This window comes from Natrinema pellirubrum DSM 15624 (genome assembly GCF_000230735.2).
GTDB classification, from domain to species: domain Archaea; phylum Halobacteriota; class Halobacteria; order Halobacteriales; family Natrialbaceae; genus Natrinema; species Natrinema pellirubrum.
In genome coordinates this window covers 846,856-864,355 of record NC_019962.1, presented here as the reverse complement: position 1 = coordinate 864,355, position 17,500 = coordinate 846,856, and the positions used below count along the sequence as shown (strand labels likewise).

Sequence of the window (17,500 nt, the reverse complement as noted above, 5' to 3'; positions counted from 1 at the left end):
ATCAGGCACCTCCCTTGGCGGGTTTGTTGGTGATGTAGACCCCGTCCTGGAAGATACGGGTGTCCTTGCCGCTGACCTTCGTCAGCTGCTCGATGTCGGCCGCCGTCTGTCCAACGTCTTCTTTGCTGGGGCCGGACAGGACGAGCTGCTCGTCGTCGACGGTAACCTCCGTCTCACCGTGGATAGTCGTTCGTCGCGGTGCCTTTTCGCCGAGGAAGTTCTCGATGACGACCTCCTCGCCCTCCACACGGACCTGCATCGGGAAGTGAGAGTAGAAGACCTCCATCTCGTACTCCCAGCCCTCGGTCACGCCGTGGAAGGCGTTGGTGATGTGGCTCTCGAAGGTGCCGACGGTCGAGTTCGTCTTCGCGTCCTCGGCACCGCTTTCGATGACCACCTGGTCGTCGTCTGTCTCGACGGTCACGTCGGGGTACCAGAGGCGCCGCGAAACGGTGCCTTCCGGACCTTCGACGGTCACGTCGAACCGATCGACCTCGACGGTTACGTTTTCGGGGATTTCCAGTTCAACTCGCATGGTTAGTAGACGTATGCGATCACCTGGCCCCCAATACCCTGCTCGCGTGCCTCGTAGTGGCTCATGATGCCACTGCTCGTCGTGACGACGAGCGCACCGAAGTCTCGAGCCGGGAGATAGCGCTTCTCCCACTTCTCGAAGTCTTCAGCGCCAACGGCGTAGCGGGGCTTGATAGGGCCGCACTCGTTGATCGCTCCTTTCAGTTCGACCTCGAACTGACCGGCTTTGCCGTCATCGACGTACTCGAAGCCGTCGATGTACCCGCGGTCGTAGAAGACCTCGAGTACGCTGCCGATCTCGTTCGAGGCGGGCGTTACCTCGTGGGTGAGATGACCCACACTCTCGGCGTTGTCGAGTCCCGAGAGCGCGTTGCTGAGTGGATCGTTTCCGGTCATGTTATCGATACTTCTTGAATCCCATCTCGCGGGCGATCTCGCGGAAGCACTGTCGGCAGAGATTGATGTCGTACTTGCCGACGAGTCCTTGCTCGCGACCACAGCGCTGACAGGACTCGATCTGTCCCGTCCGCTTTGCGGCGTGCTCGCCCGTGCGGTCGTTGTCCGCTTCTGTTTCGCTTTCACTCATCGTCTGCCTCCACGCTGACGTCGAAGTTCGCCCTGATGAACGCGAGCGCGTCCTCGGGGGTCAGTCGGTGCTTCGACGGGATCGACCGGGTGGCCTTGTCGCGCTTGGCGATCCGGTAGCCCGGACGCACCAGGTTGACGGTGACGTCCAGCCCGAAAATCCCGACGTTCGGGTCGTACTCCTGGCTCGGGAAGTCGGTGTGTTCCTCGACACCGAAGCTGAAGTTACCCGTGTCGTCGAACTGGGCCGGGGAGAGTTCCGTCAGCGGCAGCGCCTTCTCGAGGAACTCGTAGGCGTCGTCGTCACGAAGGGTGACCTTCGTGCCGATCGGATCGCCCTGGCGAATGCCGAAGTCGGGTTCGGTCTTTTTCGCTTGGGTCCGGACGCTTTCCTGCTCCGTGATCTCCTCGATGATGTCTTCGGCTTTACCGAGTTCGCGACCACCTTGACCGACGCCCATGTGGACGACGACCTTCTCGACGCGCGGTTCGCGCATCTCGTGGAAGTCGGCTTCGGCTTCGCTCATTCGTCATCACCCGTGAAGTTCTCGTCGATCACGACGACGTACTCCTCGACGGTCTCGAAGCCGCCGTCGTCCGTCGAGACGCCGACGCGGTTCGAGCCGCTGCCCGGCGTGACGTCGATCGCGTCGACCTCGCCGATCTTGCCACCGTGGTTGCCACGGACGGCCGTCACGAGCGCCCCCTCCTCGTAGGGGAAATGGGCGACGATCGATTTGTCGTCGTTGTCGATGACGATCGAGTCCTTTGCCTGGTACTCGTCGTCGTCGACGAGGACGTTGGTCCCGTCGTGCAGCGTGAGCTGCGTGTCGCCACCGGGAACCTGCTGTTTGCCCTCGATCTTGCCGAGGCGGCTCTGGGCCGACTCCTCGTCGATCTCGGTCAGCGCGAGCCGACCGCCCTCGTCGGGGAAGACGCGGTAGTACTCCCCGCGACCGGGGAACGCGACGATGTCGAACATGCCGATCGGGCGCTGTTCGTCGTTGATCGCGTCGCCGTTGATGAGGATCGCGTCCTCGCTCAGGGCGTACCGTGCTTCCTTCCGCGAGTCCACGTAGCCGAGTACGTCCCGCAGGAGGACGACGAGCGGCACGCCGTCTTCACCGTGGGGACCGGCGTCGGCCTTGACCGTGAAGGTCTCGGTCTTTCGCTCGACCGGCCAGGACTTCGGTACCGATAGTCGTTTCTGGTGTTTCGTCATTCGCTATCACCTTCGAGACGCGCCTCGCGACGCTCGTCCTCGAGGTCGAGGTCCGTGATCCGGACGTTCGACGGGTCCAGCGGCCGCGGCACTTCCTCGCCGTCGGCCGTCTCGACGGTCACGTCCTCGACGTGAATCGTTCCGTCCTCGAGGATCGCACGGAGGACCTCGCCTTCGTCGCCGGCGTGGTCGCCGCGCATGACCTCGACCGTGTCGCCCGCGTTGACGCGGGTTCGACGGGTGTCGTACTCCTCGCGGAGGTCGTCGGACAGCGTCGCGTGCAGCTGCTTCTGTCGCTTGTGCAGCGGCGCGCGTTCCGTCTGCGTTCGCTGTTTGTGTGGTTGCTCGGTCATATCTATACGATCATCGTCGCCGTGCTGGCGATTGCTCCGAAGCGTTCCGCGACTTCGCGGGCGATCGGCCCCTTGATCTCCGTACCACGGGGCTCTTCGTTCTCGTCGATGATGACCGCCGCGTTGTCCTCGAACTTCAGTCGGGTGCCGTCGGGCCGGCGGATCGACTTCCGCTGGCGGACGACGACGGCCTCGAGGACCTGGCGGCGCATCTCGGGGGTACCCTTGGTGACCGAGACGGTCACTTTGTCACCGATTCCCGCCTTCGGCTGGCGGTTCTTGGTGCCGTGGTAGCCCGCGACGCTGATGACCTTCAGCTCACGCGCGCCGGTGTTGTCGGCACACGTGACCAGCGAGCCCTTCTTCAGGCCCTGCGTGACGTCGGCCTTCATCGCCTCCATCACTGATCACCCTCTTCTGCGGCGGCGAGGTCCTCGTCGGAAAGCGCCGGCTCAGGCTCGGCCTGGCTGGTCAGCTCCGCGAGGTCCTCGGCGGTCGCTTCCTCGGTTACTTCGACGACCACGTGCGATTTCGTCTTCGACAGTGGTCGGGTCTCTGCGATCTTGACCGTGTCACCGACCGAGAGCGGCTCGAGCACGCCCGGTACGTGTGCCGGGATGCGCGAGCGTCGTTTCATGTGTCGGTCGTACTTCGGGACCGCCACATCGTACTCTCGCTCGACGACTACGGTCTTGTCCATGTCCGTCGAGACGACCGTCCCCTCGAGGATCTGCCCTCGAACGGAGAGTTCGCCGTAGAACGGACACTTCTCGTAGTCGTATTCCTCCGGGTTCTCTGGTTCCGGAGGGGTGTCAACGTCTAGTCCTATTGCCATGGTGAGTCACCATTTGTTTCCGTGCGTCGGGCGGGTCGTGAGAGCAAGCGCGATCCATCGACCGTAACGTAGGCTACGTCCTCGCCAGCTGCGCGGTGGTCCCTTTCGGGATCACCGCGATGGCTGCCGGCATCGCCGGCAGCCCGGTCTAGGGCGACCGATTGCTCGGCAGCCCCAGGTTGAGTATCGGCCAGTTTGGACGCAGTCCCCGATCCCTTCGCGGGATCGGCGGCGTCATCTGTGATCGCGAACTCGAACGTCGAGCCCGACTTCGGCACCATCACGACCCGAGACTCGCCGTCCGTCCGAACCTCTATCGACAGGGTCTTGGTCGTCTCGATGACGACCCGCCCCTCTATGCCCACCCGCGAGGAGTCGTCGCTCTCGACGACTCGCACGGGGAGCCCGTTGAGTTCGTGTCGCGGCAGCGTCTCGGGTGTCAGTGCCATTTGTGTCTCGTTATTCCGCGGTTGCGTCCGCTTCGTCCTCGAGGTCGCCTTCCTCGCGCTGGATCGTCTTGATCCGCGCGATGGTACGACCAAGCTCGCCGATACGGCCCGGGTTCTCCGGGGCCCCACCGGCGGCGAGGACGGACTTCTGGTTCAGCAGTTCGGTCTCGAGTTCCTCGAGTTCTTCCGCCCGCTCGGCGGGCGTCATGTCGCGGATCTCTTCGACGTGGAGGATCGCCATCAGGCGTCACCTCCCTCGTCCGCGTCGTCGTCGGCCTCTTCCATCTCCTCGACGAGTTCCTCGGCCTCGGCTTCGACGTCTTCCTCGAGTTCCTCGAGGTCTTCTTCGACATCTTCGTCGCCGGGGACTTCGACGTCGTCGAACTCCTCGTCGGCGTCGGCCTCGACTTCTTCCTCGATGACCTCCTCGACGACGTCCTCGTCGAGGTCGGCCTCGGCGTCGGCCTCGTCGGCGTCTGCAGTGTCAGCTTCGGCCTCGGCGGCCTCGGCCTCCTCGGGTTCGCCCTCGAGGAGTTCCTCGACGCCGCCTTCCTCGTTGACCTCGACGGCGTCGGGGACGATCTCTTCGGGGTCCATGTCTTCGTTGACCTCGAAGTCGTCGGGCAGCTCCGCGCCCGGCGGGATGATCTTGACGTCGACACCGATGGTGCCGAGTTTCATGACCGCGACGCCCTGGCCGTGGTCGACGACCGTCTCGGCGGGCTCGCCGTTGTGCTTGATGTAGCCGCGGTTGAACTTCTCGACGCGCGATCGGGCGCCCGTGACCTTCCCCGACAGGACGATCTCGGCACCGAGCGCGCCGGCTTCCATGATCCGGTCGATCGTCGTGTGACCGGCCTTCCGGAAGTACCAGCCACGCTCGAGTGCGTTGGCCAGTCGGTCCGCGACGATCCGTGCGTTCAGGTCGGGTTCTTCGACCTCTTGCACGTCGATCTGGGGGTCCTCGAGGTTGAACCGCTCCTCGAGGGTCGTCGTGACCTTCCGGATGTTCTCGCCGCCCTTGCCGATGACCATCCCGGGCTTTTCGGCCTTGAGGACGATCTGGGTTCCCATCGGCGTCTTGGCGACGTCCATACCACCGTAGCCCGCGCGGCCGAGTTCTTCCTGGAAGAACTCGTCGATCTGGGACCGCTGCAGGCCGTTCTCGATGAATTGATGTTCGTCAGCCATTAGCTATCGTCCTCCTCCTCGGTCTCCTGTTCTTCGACGACGATCTCGACGTCGACCTCCGGCGTGTTCCACGAGGACGCACGCCCCATCGCGCGGGGCTTGCGGCCCACGGACTCGCCGATCTTGTGGGCGGCGACGTGGACGATCTCCATGGACTCGCCGTCGAAGCCTTGATGGTCCGCGTTGGCCTCGACGTTCTCGAGCAGGTCGAGGAACTCCCCCGAGACCTTCTCGGGGTACTTGCCAGCGTCCCAGCCGTCGACGTCGGAGCGATGCCCCGCGCCGGCGTTGTGGGACTTGAACGGGACCGACTGCTTCTCGTCGATTACGTCACGGAGGTACGCTTGGGCCTCGCCGACGGTCTTGCCCTTGATCTCGCGTGCGACCTCCTTGCTGTGCTTGTGGCTCATATGACGCTCCCGAAGCATGGCTTTCGCCGTGGCGTCGGGATCCGCGTCGACTGAGTAGTTGATTCCCATACGATAATCACTTCAGTGGGACGAACTTCGACGATCGGGTCGCGCCGATGCCGGCCTGACCGTGTTCGACGGAGGTCCGTGTCAGCTGGAACTCGCCGAGGTAGTGGCCGATCATTTCGGGTTCGACGCGAACGCGCTCGAAGGCCTGTCCGTTGTAGACCTCGAAGGTCAGCCCGACGAACTCGGGCAGGATCGGCATGTCCCGAAGATGCGTTCGGATCGGGTTGTTCGCCGTTTCCTCTTCGCCCGCTTCGCGGGCCTCCTCGAGCAGTTTCTCCTTTTCGACGGAGAGACCGCGTTCGATACTTCGCCGCTGTCGTGCGGGGAGCAGTTCCACGACCTCGTCGAGCTCCATCGACTGCAGCTCCTCGAGCGTGTGACCGCGGTAGGTGAACTCACCTTCGCGGCCGGTTCGGTACTCCTGACTCATTTGTTGCCACCTCGACCGGTGCTTCGGGATGCGATGTCACCGACCTTCCGTCCCGGCGGGGCGTCCCGAGAGACGGACTTGGGTTGGCCGGGATGCTGTCGGCCGCCGCCACCGAACGGGTGGTCGACGGCGTTCATCGCGACACCGCGGACACGGGGCCACTTCGTGCCCCGGGCCTTCATCTTGTGGTACTTGTTGCCTGCCTTGACCATCGGCTTCTCCGTGCGGCCGCCACCGGCGACGACGCCGATGGTGGCACGACACTGCGGATCGAGGCGCTTGACCTCGCCGCTGGGAAGCTGAATGACCGCCGCCGACCGGTCGTGGGTGATCAGGTCGGCGTTGGTCCCCGAGGCGCGGGCGAATCGGCCGCCGTCGCCGGGGTTGGACTCGACGTTACAGACCGGAACGCCCTCCGGGATCTCGGCCAGCGGCAGCGTGTTGCCGGGCTTGATCTCGGCGGAGACGCCGACCTGCAGTTCCTCACCGACCGAGATGCCCTCGGGGGCGAGGATCAGTCGCTGGTCACCGTCTTCGAACTCGACGGCGGCGACCGGTGCGGATCGGGCCGGGTCGTGTTCGATGTCCACGACCGTCCCGCGCACGATGTCGTCGTCTTCCTCTTTCTTGTGGTCGAGCTTCGCCTTGTATCGGTGGGACGGGGCACGGAACGTCGAGGTCCCGCGGCCGCGTCGTTGGCCCTGAATGCGTCGTCCCATGTTCAGAACACCCCGATTCGCGAAGCGACTTCTTGGGCGTCGTCCTCCTCAGCGAGGCGGACGATCGCCTTCTTTTTGCCGTTCATCGTTACCTGCGTGTTGATGTTCTCGACGGAGATTTCGAACCGCTCCTCGACCTCGTCCCGAATCTCGGGCTTGGTCGCGTCCGGATTGACGACGAACTGGAGCTTGTTCTCGAAGTCCATGTCGTTCATCGCCTTCTCCGTGACCAGCGGGTGTTCGATGGCCGAACTCATCGCTCGGCCACCTCCTCGAGCGCGCTTTCGGTCCAGACGGTGAGCCGTCCGGGCTGGGCGCCGGGCGCGAGATCCTCCGCGTTGACCTCGGCGGCCGTCGTCACGTCGGCACCGGCGAGGTTCCGGGCCGCTCGGGACGGGCCGGTCTCGCTGGAGGTGACGAAGAGGATCGACGTCGGCGTCTTGTACTTGCGGCCACGGGCTTTCCCCTGACCGGAGCGGACGCTGCGTCCCTCGTCGGCGCGTTCGATGTCGTCCGCGAGGCCAGCTGCCTCGAGGAAGTCGACGACCTCGCGGGTCTTCTGGAGGTCCTCGAACTCGTCGTCGACGACGACGGGGATCTCGGCGTCTTCGTCGAACTCGTGGCCGCGCTCGGCGACGAGTTCGGCGTCGGTCGTCGCAGCGATGGCGCTGCGGACGGCCAGTTTCTTTGCTTTCGTGTTGATCGATTCGGACTGGTCCTTCTCGGCTTTCGGCGGGTGGGCCTTGCGTCCCTTGACGGCCTGGGGAACGCGGCGAGCGCGACCCTCCTGTCGTGGGACGTGGGCCATGCCGCGGCCGCTACCGAACGATTCGGCCGGCGTTCGGAGGCCGGCGAACTCGTCGGAACCGTAGTCCTGTTTTCGGTTTGCCTGGGCGGCGCGAACGGCACGAGCGATCAGGTCCGGGCGGTACTGGGTCTCGAAGACCGCCGGGAGCTCGATCGTGTCCGCGTCCGAGCCGTCCAGGTTTCGTACTGTTGCGTCCATGTGTTATCCCTGGTTGGATGCGGTGGAGACGTACCGGACCTCGGGATCGAGGCGCGGCTGGTCTCCGGGTCGGATCGCCGGGCGGAAGCGTACGAGACGCTGCTGTGGCCCGGGGAGCGAGCCCTTGATCAACGCGTGCGGGCCGTCGACTTCGCCGTAGTTGACGAAGCCGCCGTCGACCGTCGCGTCAGCGCCCTCGCCGATGTCGACGAGGCGCTTGTTCAGTTCCGTCCGCTGGTGGTAGCCGGTCTGGCCCTGCTGGGGGACCGTCGAGCGGACGCGGGAGGGGTTCCAGGGGCCGAGGTTGCCGATGCGGCGACGCCAGCCCTGCCGGGCGTGTTTGCCCTTGCGTTTCTGGACGCCCCATCGCTTGACGGGACCCTGGGTCCCTTTCCCTTTCGTGACGCCGCTTGCGTCGACGTACTCGCCGGCGCGGAACACGTCGTTCATGACGTGTTCGCCGCCGTCGGCGACAGTCTCGAGGGCGAAGTCGACGCGCTCCTCGATGGAGCCGCCGCCGACGCGCGTTTCCATCACGTCGGGTTTCTTCTTCGGTACCGAGGGAATCTCGGTGGGCACCGTATGCGTGATGACGCGGACGTCGTCGACGCGGCCCTCCGCGAGGAGGCCCCGAAGCTCGTCTTCGGCGGCGTCGACGTCGTAATCGTCACCGGGAATGTCGAGAACCCGATCGAGTTCCGGAACGAACTCGTCGGTCCAGACCTCGGTAATCGGCTTCTTCCCGTACGGTGTGTCTTCGTACGCTCGCAGCGCGACCGCGCGCATCGGCGGCGTCTCCACGATCGTCACGGGGACGGTCTCTTCCATCCCTTCGGTCGGCGAATTCGCTTTATCGTCGACCATGACGACGTGGGTCATGCCGGCCTTGTAGCCCGCGAAGCCCTGCAGCGTCGGCTGTCCGTCAGTGTCCGGCCACGAATTGAAACGCGGGACCTCGCTGGTCGCACGCTTTCGTGGGCCGAACCCGAGTGAGCCTTTGCGTGGTGTATTTGCTTGTGGCATGCTTTCACTCTCGCAGTGAGAGGGACGCGAGGGTAGCGAACAGAGCCTCCTCCGTTCGCACGACCTCGCTTCCCTGATCCGGAACCGTGTTTAGCCAGAGGTCGAACCCCGGATCGGCTGTGGGTTCGACTCCGTCATCCTCGCCGGCGGCCGCGTCCTTCGGGGCCCCGACGGCGGATGCCTCGATTTCGAGGATATCCGGCAGCCCTCGTTCGGGCGCACCGAACGCGACGGTCATCCCATCGCCCTCGATGCGTCCGGCCAGCGTCTCGAGCCGCCCGACGGTGAGTTCTTCACCGAATCGGGAGGCGGCGATGCAGACGCCGGCGTCCTCACGGCCGAGTGCTGTCGAAAGGTCCGTCCGCTCGACGGCGAGCCCCGGAAGGGGAACGTCTTCGAGTTTCGCCCGGACCGGTCGTCGCGAAGAGATCCTGACGGTCACGCGCTCTCCCTCCTCGACCGCCATTTTCGGCGGTACGTTGAGGGAGATCGGGTGTTGCAGTCCGCAATTGACCCGGACGCGCCCTTCAGGTCCGACCTCGGTCACGATCCCTTGTCTTGACGACCCCGAACCGTTCGATTCGGAGCCGGTCTGTGACACCGCGCGGAGCGGTGGCAAGACGCCCGCATACTCCAGTTCGTCCCGCATCCCCCACGCCTCGTTGCGGAGGTAGGGGGGCGTCGCGGCGTACCGCAAGACGGTTTCCACGAACCCGCCGTCGAACCGCCCCGTCTCGCCGTCCCGGTCGGGATAGACGAGCAGGCGGTCGGCCCGGAAGACCGTCGCCGCGCGGGCGACGTATCCGAGTTTGCGAGTGGCCTCGCGTTTGTCCTCGGCTTCCCGGCTGAGCGACGACGGCACGAGTATGCTGACGGTCATGCCGAAACGCTTCGGCGCCGCGTCACTAGACTGTAGCGATGTATTGCGGAGAGGGTCTTAAAAGAATAGCGGATTCGATCCCGGCTGTCAACGGCTCACACCGACGAATTCGTGCCGAACGGACACACACTCGCGTGTGACGACTAGTCACGATCGACCGACGTCCGACCCGGCCCATGTTGCCGCCTTTGGGGCGGAACTGTCGTCGCGATAACTCGAGAATCGCCATGCTGCAGCATGGCGAGGCGGGTTCGATTCGCAACCCTTATACATCCATCCGACAGTAGGTATGAGTGCAGCGAGGCGCTGCGGGCGCTGGTAGTGTAGTGGTATCACGTGACCTTGCCATGGTCACAACCTGGGTTCAAATCCCAGCCAGCGCATTTCTGTCGTACTCAACTCCGTTAGGTGACGGAGATCGTCCTGAATCTTAACGAGAGGTGTCTCAGTCCGCAAGCGAGCGGGACCGTCTCCGTGTCGTTCGAACTCCGGCCAGCACACTTCTCCAAAGCCGATGCTCGAGCGGCCGCGATACGCGATCGGGCGGGTGCGGTGAGTTCGGAACGCCGTCTCGAGTCGGCGCGGCTCCGACGGAACGTCACACGAGGAGTCGCCTGGACCGCGTTGCGAGCGTCGGCGGCCGCTAGTCGATCGTCACGACGTCGGGCCCGGTATTAGTCTCGTCGCCCTCGGCGGCGAGGTCCTGCAGGGCCAGTTTCAGGTTCCATTTGTTGGCCTTCCAGACGGCGTCGAAGGCGACCCCGAGGAGGGGGATGGAGCCGACGACGGTGTCGACGCCGACGTTCGCGATCATGCGTGCCAACGTCGACAGCGAGACACCGAGCCGTGCGGCCTCGGCGACGAGATACAGCGAGACGGCCCCCGCAACGGTGTCACCCGCGCCCGGGAGGATGCCGACGATCGGGTCGATACCGATCCTGAAGTCCGTACCCGGGACCGGCACCCCCTCGTCGAGGGCGTGTGCAACGACGCGCATTCGCGTGACCGCCGCGTCGTCGACGGCCGCAGGGAGGTCGTTGATGAGTGTCTCGAGTTCCGAACGACGCTCAGTTGTGTCGGAAGCCATGGGATCGATTGGATGCCCGCGTGGATAAGGACGCGGACGGACGTGGCAAGCGGGCAGGGATATTGATGGCATCGTACCGGCGACGGGTCGGGAGCCGATGGCCGGCAGGCGTCGCGAACGCGCGGACGGATCGCCGCGCTCGAGCGAGACGGTCGCGATCGGCGTTCGACGCCAGTCCACCGGCGGAGATCGACGAGCCTAACCGGCGCTTTCGCGGGCAACGTTCGAATTTGCCCCGAGACAGCGGATGGGAACCGGTGCTTACCCCCGCTCGAGCGGTCGTGAACGACCGTGATAGACGGATACCAGCGTATTTTCATTCAATTACTAATCCGAGGACGTATTTCACGTATGAGTACTATTGTCGCCTGCGAGTGGCTTTTATACTGTGAGTAACTACGGTCTAATACACGATTGAACGATCAGATATAGCAATGCAGACAGAAATCTCACCCGCAGCGGGCACGGACGATCTCCAGTACGACCAGCCCAACGATCGGTACGTCTTCCACCACGATCCCGACGGTACCGCGACGATCACGACGACGATCGTCCACGCGCTCGCGTCGATCGCGGAGACCGACGTCTCCCAGGGGGAGTTCTCCCTCTACGACAGCGTCGACCCGGACGCGCTCGATCGAATCTTCGGCAAGAAGGCCGACGGCACCGAACGTACTGGCGGTCACATCGCCTTCACCGCCCTCGAACACGAGGTGTACGTCTACGCGAACGGCGACGTCATCATCTACCCACCTGCGGAGACGCCCCGAACCCCGACGACGAACTGAGGTCACACGTCCCGTCCTGATCGTTTTTCCGGCGACGCTCGCTCCCCAGCGCCGCGACCGGCCGAACCGACGAGCGTCCGCGATCGAACCGACGCTCGAGTTGGCGATCAGCGGCGAAGCCGGCCGCATGGCACGGCTTTAGGGTACTCCCGATCATCACCGCTGCCCATGACGGTAGTCGCGCTCTTGAGCGTCGCACCGGTGATCGAGGACAGCATGGCCAGCGAAGTCGCGAAGGCGGTCGACGCCCTCGAGGATTTCGACGTGAGCTACGAGACGAATCCGATGGGAACGGTGATCGAGGCCGAGAGTACCGACGAACTCTTCGCGGCCGCGCAGGCGGCTCACGACGCGGTCGACGCCGACCGCGTGAGTACCGTCCTGAAGATCGACGACAAGCGCACCCGGGAGGTCGACGCCGCGGAGAAGGTCGAGGTCGTCGAGGACCACCTCGGCCGACCGGCCCGAAGCCGAAAGGAGTGAGCGATCGACGACCCGGTCGACGGTAGGTTCTCGAGGCGGAACACCCGGCACCGAGCTGACAGCCGTCAGCCGCTGGTCGGACACGAACGGACAAACGGTTTTACCCCGGAGGCTGAATCCCGCCCCATGGAAAGTCTCAATCGCATGGCGATCGAGCTGGTCGACGAGGCCCTCGACTACGCCGAGGAGTTGAACATCGGAGGCTACGACCTCGAGAACGAATCGACGGTACTGGACTTCGGCCTGGAGTTCGACGGCGGCATCGAGGCCGGCCTCCTGCTGACCGAGATCCAGACTGCCGGGATGGCGACGCCGAGCTACGAACTGGGCGAACTCGGCGAGGCGTCGATTCCCTACGTCGAACTCTCGACCGACCAGCCGGCGCTCGCGCTGCTCTGCTCGCAGAAGGCCGGCTGGGAGCTGACGACCGAGGACTTCGAGGGGCTGGGCAGCGGTCCGGCCCGGGCGCTGGTCGCCCGCGAGGAGGAGTTCCGCCGGATCGGCTACACCGACGCCTTCGATCTGACGGCGCTGGCCCTCGAGACCGAACAGGAGCCGACCGCGGCCGCGGCCGAGCAGGTCGCCGACCTCGCGGAGGTCGAGACGAGCAGCGTCTTCCTGCTTGCCTACCCGACCGCGAGCCTCGTCGGCTCGATCACCAACGCCGCCCGCGCGGCCGAACTGGCGACCTTCCGGCTCTCGGAACTGGGGTACGACCCACTCGATATCGTCTCCGCGACCGGGCGCGCGCCCGTCGCGCCCGTCGCGGGCGACGAGCGCACGGCCATCGCGCGCACGAACGACGCCATCGCCTACGGCGGCCGCGCCCACCTCACCGTCCGCGAGGACGCCGACGTCTTCGACTCGGTGCCCTCGACGGCCGCCGAGGATCACGGCCGTCCCTTCGGCGAGGTCTTCGACGACCTCGACTGGGACTTCGAGGAGGTCCCCTCGGATCTCTTCGCGCCCGCGACGGTGACGGTCGACGTGATCGGCGGGCCCACCTACGTCCACGGCGAGACCGACGAGGACCTGCTCGTCGACTCCTTCGACCTGTAGCCGTGCGGTTCAAGCCGGTCCCCGAGCCGCCCGCCGACGTCGAGACCCTCGAAACGGTCTACCGTGCCCTCCCTACGAGGGTCGACGACATCGACGACTGCTGTGCCCACCTCGTCGAGGAGACGCCGATCGAGGACCGCGAGAAAGCCGCGACGTGGCTCACCTTCCTGCGTGCGCTCGAACTCGCGGTCGAGGAGTCGGGGAGTTTTCGCCGCCTCGAGACGGACTCGAGCGGTGGCGCGGCCGATCTGGCGGCGCTCGATCGCGATCGGCTCGGCCGGGCGTTCCGGGCACGCGTGGATGGTGCCGACGCAGTCTGTGCCGCGCTCGAGGCCGCCGTGGAACGCGGTTCCACGAGCCCTGGCTCGCAAATTCGGCAAGACGCCGACGAGGCACTGACCGTCAGCGAAGTCATCGACACGCTCGGCGACGATCGAGCCGCCGAGGGGCGACGATCCCGCCGAAACCGGGTCGACCCGGAACGGGTCGAGCGACTCCTCGAGTGGGCGGTACTGCTGGGGCTCGCGGAGCGAGCGGACGACGGCTATCGGGTCGCGCTTACGCGCGAGTAGAAGAGAACCCTCGAGGCGTTACTCGTCCGAGAGCCGGCCGGGCGACCAGTCGGCGTCGAGTTCCTCGTGGGTGTACGGCTTCGCGTCCTCGCCGGCGTAGGTCGCGACGAGCTGGCCGTCGCCCTCGAGGTGGTACTTGTAGGTCGTCAGGCCCTCGAGCCCGACGGGACCGCGGGCGTGGATCTTGCCGGTGCTGATGCCGACCTCGGCACCGAGCCCGAATCGGTAGCCGTCGGCAAAGCGGGTCGAGGCGTTGTGGAAGACACTCGCCGAGTCGATGCTGCGCATGAACGTCCGCGCGCGCTCGTCGTCCTCGGTAACGATCGACTCGGTGTGTTTCGAGCCGTAGGTCGTGATGTGGTCGATCGCGGCCGCGAGCGAGTCGACGACCTTGATCGAGACGATCAGGTCGCCGTACTCGGTGTCCCAATCGTCTCCGGTCGCGGCCGTGACGTCGACGATCTCGCGCGTGGCCTCGTCGCCGCGGATCTCGACGTCGGCGGTCTCGTAGCGGTCCGCGATCGCCGGCAGGAACTCCGCGGCGACGTCTTCGTGGACCAGCAGGGTCTCGACGGCGTTACAGACGGCGGGGTACTGGACCTTGGCGTCGTAGGCGATGTCTTCGGCCATCGAGAGGTCCGCTTGGTCGTCGACGTAGACGTGACAGATCCCCTCCGTGTGGCCCAGCACGGGGATGCTCGTGTTGTCCTGGATGTAGCTGACGAACGCGGAGCTGCCCCGTGGCATCAGGAGGTCGATCGAATCGTCCATCTCGAGGAGCCGATCGACGTCCTCGCGGGCCTCGATGTGCTGGGCCCAGCCGTCGGGGATCCCGGCGTCGGCCGCGGCCTCCTCGATGGTCTCGAAGAGGATCCGGTTGGAGTGCAGCGCCTCGCTGCCGCCCTTGAGGATCACGGCGTTGCCCGATTTCAGGGCCAGCGACGCGATCTGGACGAGCGCGTCGGGCCGAGACTCGAAGACGGTGCCGACGACGCCGATCGGGACTGCGACCTTGTACAGCTCGAGGTCCTCGTCGAGTTCCCGCGCCGAGAGGGTCTTCCCGAGGGGGTCGTCCTGCTCGGCGACGCTGCGGACCATGTCGGCGATGCTCTCGATCTTCGACTCCGAGAGCTTCAGTCGGTCGACCAGTGCCTGGGTGTACTCGCCTTCCTCGAGCAGCCGCTGGCCCTCTTCGACGTCTTTCTCGTTTTCGGCGAGGATCTCGTCGGTTCGGGCCTCGATGGCGTCGGCGATCTCGTACAGCGTTGTCTGCCGCTCCTCGTCGGAGAGCTTCGCCAGCTCGAGGGCCGCGCCCTGTGCCTCCGCGACGTCGGCTTCGATGTCGGTTTCAGTCATCGCTCACACCGTTGATGGGAACGAATATGGTACCCACGGGCTTGGCAGTAGCGATCTTCTCGAGGACGTCGGGGGCGGTCGACTTCGCGATGACCGCCGGGACGCCGTGTTCGCTGACGTCGCGTGCCCCCTCGACCTTGGTCTTGATGCCGCCGAAGCCGTCGGACGTGGTCTCGCTGATGATCCCTTGAACGTCGTCGTAGTTGGTGCCGACGGCGTCGATGCGCTCGGCGTCGTCGTCTTCCTTCGGGTTGCCGGTGTAGACGCCGCCGACGTCGGTCAGCGTCACTAACAGATCGGCGTCGACGCCCATCGTCGTCGCCGCCGAGAGCATGTCGTTGTCGCCGATTCGGATCTCCTCGGTCGCGACGGCGTCGTTCTCGTTGATGATCGGGACGACGCCCCAGTCGAGCAGCGTCTCGATCGTGTTCCGCAGGTTCGTGAATCGTTCGGGGTTCTCGAGGTCGTGCTGGGTCAAGAGCAGTTGTGCGACCTTTCGGTCGTAGCGGTCGAAGCTCTCCGTATAGCGGTGCATGAGGAGGCTCTGGCCGACGGTCGAGAGGGCCTGGGACTCCTCGACGGTGCCGCTCGACTGTTCGATTCGACCCGTCCCGGCCCCGATCGAGCCCGAGGAGACGAGAATGACTTCTTTGTCCCGCTTCAGGAGGTCCTCGAGGTCGTCGACGAGCTTGTCGAGTTTCCCGTCGTCGAGATTCGAGTCCTCGTCGGTCAGGGAGTTGGTCCCGGCCTTGACGATCACCCGGTCGGCGTCGGCCGCCAGCCGGCGTGCTTCCTCGACGCCAGACTCCTCGAGTTCCTCACGCATCGTTCTCATCGCCGAACTCGGCGGCCAGTTCCGCGGATCGTTCTTCGGCCGCCCGGACCGCCGCGGTGACGTCCGCGTCGGCGTCGCTGTCCCACAGGACCTCCATGCCCTCGATGGTCGTCCCGTTGGGTGAGCAGACGGCGTCGATCAGTTCCTCGGTGCTGCGGTCCGACCGGAGAACGGTCTCGGCCGCGCCCTTGAACGTCTGGGCGGCCAGCGTCTCCGCGTCCGACTCCTCGAGGCCGCCCTCGACGCCCGCCTCGGCCATGGCCTGAATGAGATAGAAGACGAACGCGGGGCCGCTCCCGTTGACGGCGGTCGCGGTGTCCATCTGGCCCTCGTCGATTTCGGCGAATTCACCGACGTCGTCGAGCAGCTGCCGCACCTCGCCGGGGATGTCGTCGCCGGTGACGGCCGCGGCCATATCGCCCGTCTCGGCGGCGAGGTTCGGCATGATCCGGACGACGTTCGCGTCGGTCCGGGCCTCGACGTAGTCGGTCGGGACGCCCGCGGCGATAGAGAGCAGCGTCTGGTCCGGCGAGAGATCGAGATCCGAAAGCACCGCGCCCACGATGTCCGGCTTCACGGCAACGACGACGACGTCGGCGTCGGTCACCGCTTCGGAGACCTCCGAAGTCGTGTGATCGACGTAGTCGGCGACCGACTCGAGTGCGTCGGGATCGAGGTCACACGCGGTCACCGTGTGATTCCCCGATCGATGGAGGCCCTTTATCAGGGCACTCCCCATGTTGCCACAACCGATAACGCTCGTCTGTACCATCTTGCTCTAACGGAGGAACCGAGGCGGTCATACCAACTTTGGTTTCGTTCGGTCGGGAGGACCGTCGCGTGTCCGGAGCCGACGGCGATCGTCTCGTCCCGGAGCGGTCAGCCGAGCCCGAGGATGACCGTCGAGATTCCCTCGACGATCGTCTCCCAGACTGAGAACCCTGTCAGGAGCTGTAACAGCGTGTCGAGCCCGAAGAAGAGGAACAGTCCCGCACCGGCGAAGTGAGCCAGCCTGGCGTCGAAGCGGTGGGAGAACCGGTGAAAGAAGTACGCGTTGACCGCGCTCACGGGGACGATCGCGAGCATCTCGCCGGCCCAGATCGCGGGCCGGGCCCCGTACTCGAGCGCCAGTCCGATCGTGACGAGTTGGGTCTTGTCCCCGAATTCCCCGACGGCCATCAGGGCGAAAATCGGGACGAACCCCCGGAGGTACGGCGGCACGTCGTAGCCGAGCAGCGAGACGTCGACCGCGTCGGTCGTCGCCGCGCCGCCGTTTGCCGCCACCGGCCGCCGACTCGTGCCGGGTGCTGACCGGACGAGCAACGCCGCGAAGACGAGGAACAGTCCCGCCGTGATCGCCTCGAGGTAGACGGTGGGCAACACGCCCTGAATCGCCGCACCGAAGGCGATCTCTATGGCCGTCCAGCCGGCGAAGGCCGTCGCCGCGGCGGCGACGACGATTCGGGGATCGTATCTGGTCGCCAGCCCCGCGATGATGAACTGGACCTTCTCGCCGGGGAGAACCGACAGCTGCAGGACGAACGCGGCCACGAGGACCTCGAGCCAGCCGGTCATACGAGTCCCAACCACTGCGGACGCTCGACGACGACACCA

General features: G+C 65.5%; 27 protein-coding genes and 1 tRNA gene. 5 read left to right on the top strand and 23 right to left on the bottom strand.

The genetic code is table 11. From position 1 onward, the window contains the following. Position 1 precedes the first annotated feature (1 nt). The 18 genes from NATPE_RS04325 to NATPE_RS04240 are packed head-to-tail and all read right to left on the bottom strand — an operon-like array spanning position 2 to position 9,706. A complete protein-coding gene (locus tag NATPE_RS04325; RefSeq protein WP_006180005.1) occupies positions 2 to 535 on the bottom strand; it encodes a 50S ribosomal protein L6 in 534 nt (177 codons plus the stop codon). A 2-nt stretch (positions 536 to 537) separates the two neighbouring features. Then, positions 538 to 930 (bottom strand): 30S ribosomal protein S8, encoded by a 393-nt coding sequence (locus NATPE_RS04320; RefSeq protein WP_006180007.1) that lies wholly within the window; start codon positions 928 to 930, stop codon positions 538 to 540. 1 nt (position 931) lies between these two features. Then, on the bottom strand, positions 932 to 1,120 hold the full coding sequence (locus tag NATPE_RS04315) for a 30S ribosomal protein S14 (protein ID WP_006180008.1): 189 nt from the start codon (positions 1,118 to 1,120) through the stop codon (positions 932 to 934). Continuing rightward, a complete protein-coding gene (locus tag NATPE_RS04310) occupies positions 1,113 to 1,646 on the bottom strand; it encodes a 50S ribosomal protein L5 (protein WP_006180009.1) in 534 nt (177 codons plus the stop codon). Before NATPE_RS04310 ends, NATPE_RS04315 begins: the two co-directional genes overlap by 8 nt. Next, positions 1,643 to 2,341, bottom strand: coding sequence for a 30S ribosomal protein S4e (locus tag NATPE_RS04305; RefSeq protein WP_006180010.1), 699 nt, complete (start codon positions 2,339 to 2,341; stop codon positions 1,643 to 1,645). The genes NATPE_RS04310 and NATPE_RS04305 overlap by 4 nt, the downstream gene beginning before the upstream one ends. After that, positions 2,338 to 2,694 carry a 50S ribosomal protein L24 gene (gene rplX / locus NATPE_RS04300; protein WP_006180011.1) on the bottom strand — a complete coding sequence of 119 codons (357 nt, stop codon included), beginning with the start codon at positions 2,692 to 2,694 and terminating at the stop codon, positions 2,338 to 2,340. Before rplX ends, NATPE_RS04305 begins: the two co-directional genes overlap by 4 nt. Positions 2,695 to 2,696: 2 nt before the next feature. Further along, positions 2,697 to 3,095 carry a 50S ribosomal protein L14 gene (locus NATPE_RS04295; protein WP_006180012.1) on the bottom strand — a complete coding sequence of 133 codons (399 nt, stop codon included), beginning with the start codon at positions 3,093 to 3,095 and terminating at the stop codon, positions 2,697 to 2,699. After that, positions 3,095 to 3,529, bottom strand: a complete 435-nt coding sequence (locus tag NATPE_RS04290; RefSeq protein WP_006180013.1) for a 30S ribosomal protein S17 — start codon at positions 3,527 to 3,529, stop codon at positions 3,095 to 3,097. Before NATPE_RS04290 ends, NATPE_RS04295 begins: the two co-directional genes overlap by 1 nt. Then, on the bottom strand, positions 3,520 to 3,978 hold the full coding sequence (locus NATPE_RS04285; protein WP_006180014.1) for a ribonuclease P protein component 1: 459 nt from the start codon (positions 3,976 to 3,978) through the stop codon (positions 3,520 to 3,522). The genes NATPE_RS04290 and NATPE_RS04285 overlap by 10 nt, the downstream gene beginning before the upstream one ends. A 10-nt stretch (positions 3,979 to 3,988) precedes the next feature. After that, positions 3,989 to 4,219 carry a 50S ribosomal protein L29 gene (gene rpmC / locus NATPE_RS04280; RefSeq protein ID WP_006180015.1) on the bottom strand — a complete coding sequence of 77 codons (231 nt, stop codon included), beginning with the start codon at positions 4,217 to 4,219 and terminating at the stop codon, positions 3,989 to 3,991. Continuing rightward, positions 4,219 to 5,169: a 30S ribosomal protein S3 gene (locus NATPE_RS04275; RefSeq protein ID WP_006180016.1), complete on the bottom strand. Its 951-nt coding sequence runs from the start codon at positions 5,167 to 5,169 to the stop codon at positions 4,219 to 4,221. Before NATPE_RS04275 ends, rpmC begins: the two co-directional genes overlap by 1 nt. After that, entirely contained in the window at positions 5,169 to 5,648 is a 480-nt protein-coding gene (locus NATPE_RS04270; RefSeq protein WP_006180017.1) for a 50S ribosomal protein L22, read from the bottom strand. The genes NATPE_RS04275 and NATPE_RS04270 overlap by 1 nt, the downstream gene beginning before the upstream one ends. Positions 5,649 to 5,655: 7 nt before the next feature. Continuing rightward, positions 5,656 to 6,078 carry a 30S ribosomal protein S19 gene (locus NATPE_RS04265; protein ID WP_006180018.1) on the bottom strand — a complete coding sequence of 141 codons (423 nt, stop codon included), beginning with the start codon at positions 6,076 to 6,078 and terminating at the stop codon, positions 5,656 to 5,658. Beyond that, complete coding sequence (locus tag NATPE_RS04260; protein ID WP_006180019.1) at positions 6,075 to 6,797, bottom strand: 50S ribosomal protein L2; 723 nt, start codon at positions 6,795 to 6,797, stop codon at positions 6,075 to 6,077. Before NATPE_RS04260 ends, NATPE_RS04265 begins: the two co-directional genes overlap by 4 nt. A gap of 2 nt (positions 6,798 to 6,799) precedes the next feature. Next, positions 6,800 to 7,054: a 50S ribosomal protein L23 gene (locus NATPE_RS04255; protein ID WP_006180020.1), complete on the bottom strand. Its 255-nt coding sequence runs from the start codon at positions 7,052 to 7,054 to the stop codon at positions 6,800 to 6,802. Then, positions 7,051 to 7,803: a 50S ribosomal protein L4 gene (gene rpl4p, locus NATPE_RS04250; protein ID WP_006180021.1), complete on the bottom strand. Its 753-nt coding sequence runs from the start codon at positions 7,801 to 7,803 to the stop codon at positions 7,051 to 7,053. The genes NATPE_RS04255 and rpl4p overlap by 4 nt, the downstream gene beginning before the upstream one ends. Positions 7,804 to 7,806: 3 nt before the next feature. Then, entirely contained in the window at positions 7,807 to 8,826 is a 1,020-nt protein-coding gene (locus NATPE_RS04245) for a 50S ribosomal protein L3 (RefSeq protein ID WP_006180022.1), read from the bottom strand. Between the two features lie 4 nt (positions 8,827 to 8,830). Further along, entirely contained in the window at positions 8,831 to 9,706 is an 876-nt protein-coding gene (locus tag NATPE_RS04240; protein ID WP_006180023.1) for a putative RNA uridine N3 methyltransferase, read from the bottom strand. 312 nt (positions 9,707 to 10,018) lie between these two features. Between NATPE_RS04240 and NATPE_RS04235 the strand changes: the two genes are divergently transcribed. Continuing rightward, positions 10,019 to 10,089 (top strand) — tRNA-Gly (locus NATPE_RS04235). Between the two features lie 260 nt (positions 10,090 to 10,349). On the opposite strand, the gene NATPE_RS04230 is transcribed toward NATPE_RS04235, so the two are convergent. Then, positions 10,350 to 10,793, bottom strand: a complete 444-nt coding sequence (locus tag NATPE_RS04230) for a DUF4112 domain-containing protein (RefSeq protein WP_006180024.1) — start codon at positions 10,791 to 10,793, stop codon at positions 10,350 to 10,352. 434 nt (positions 10,794 to 11,227) lie between these two features. Here NATPE_RS04230 and NATPE_RS04225 point away from each other — a divergent pair, with 434 nt between their 5' ends. From NATPE_RS04225 to NATPE_RS04210, 4 genes are all read left to right on the top strand, one after another. After that, the gene (locus tag NATPE_RS04225; RefSeq protein WP_006180025.1) at positions 11,228 to 11,581 is read left to right on the top strand and encodes a HalOD1 output domain-containing protein; all 354 of its coding nucleotides are present in this window, start codon (positions 11,228 to 11,230) and stop codon (positions 11,579 to 11,581) included. A gap of 168 nt (positions 11,582 to 11,749) precedes the next feature. Continuing rightward, positions 11,750 to 12,064, top strand: coding sequence for an MTH1187 family thiamine-binding protein (locus NATPE_RS04220; RefSeq protein ID WP_006180026.1), 315 nt, complete (start codon positions 11,750 to 11,752; stop codon positions 12,062 to 12,064). A 126-nt stretch (positions 12,065 to 12,190) separates the two neighbouring features. Next, complete coding sequence (gene mch / locus NATPE_RS04215) at positions 12,191 to 13,123, top strand: methenyltetrahydromethanopterin cyclohydrolase (RefSeq protein ID WP_006180027.1); 933 nt, start codon at positions 12,191 to 12,193, stop codon at positions 13,121 to 13,123. A 2-nt stretch (positions 13,124 to 13,125) separates the two neighbouring features. Next, positions 13,126 to 13,695, top strand: a complete 570-nt coding sequence (locus tag NATPE_RS04210; protein ID WP_006180028.1) for a hypothetical protein — start codon at positions 13,126 to 13,128, stop codon at positions 13,693 to 13,695. Positions 13,696 to 13,713: 18 nt separating this feature from the next. On the opposite strand, the gene NATPE_RS04205 is transcribed toward NATPE_RS04210, so the two are convergent. The 4 genes from NATPE_RS04205 to NATPE_RS04190 all read right to left on the bottom strand — a co-directional run bounded on the left by NATPE_RS04205 (position 13,714) and on the right by NATPE_RS04190 (position 17,461). Beyond that, on the bottom strand, positions 13,714 to 15,051 hold the full coding sequence (locus NATPE_RS04205; RefSeq protein ID WP_006180029.1) for a glutamate-5-semialdehyde dehydrogenase: 1,338 nt from the start codon (positions 15,049 to 15,051) through the stop codon (positions 13,714 to 13,716). Then, positions 15,044 to 15,877, bottom strand: a complete 834-nt coding sequence (proB, locus tag NATPE_RS04200; protein ID WP_006180030.1) for a glutamate 5-kinase — start codon at positions 15,875 to 15,877, stop codon at positions 15,044 to 15,046. The genes NATPE_RS04205 and proB overlap by 8 nt, the downstream gene beginning before the upstream one ends. Then, positions 15,870 to 16,658, bottom strand: coding sequence for a pyrroline-5-carboxylate reductase (proC, locus tag NATPE_RS04195; protein WP_015298764.1), 789 nt, complete (start codon positions 16,656 to 16,658; stop codon positions 15,870 to 15,872). The genes proB and proC overlap by 8 nt, the downstream gene beginning before the upstream one ends. 107 nt (positions 16,659 to 16,765) lie before the next feature. Then, positions 16,766 to 17,461, bottom strand: a complete 696-nt coding sequence (locus NATPE_RS04190) for a TMEM165/GDT1 family protein (RefSeq protein WP_006180032.1) — start codon at positions 17,459 to 17,461, stop codon at positions 16,766 to 16,768. Between the last annotated feature and the right edge of the window lie 39 nt (positions 17,462 to 17,500).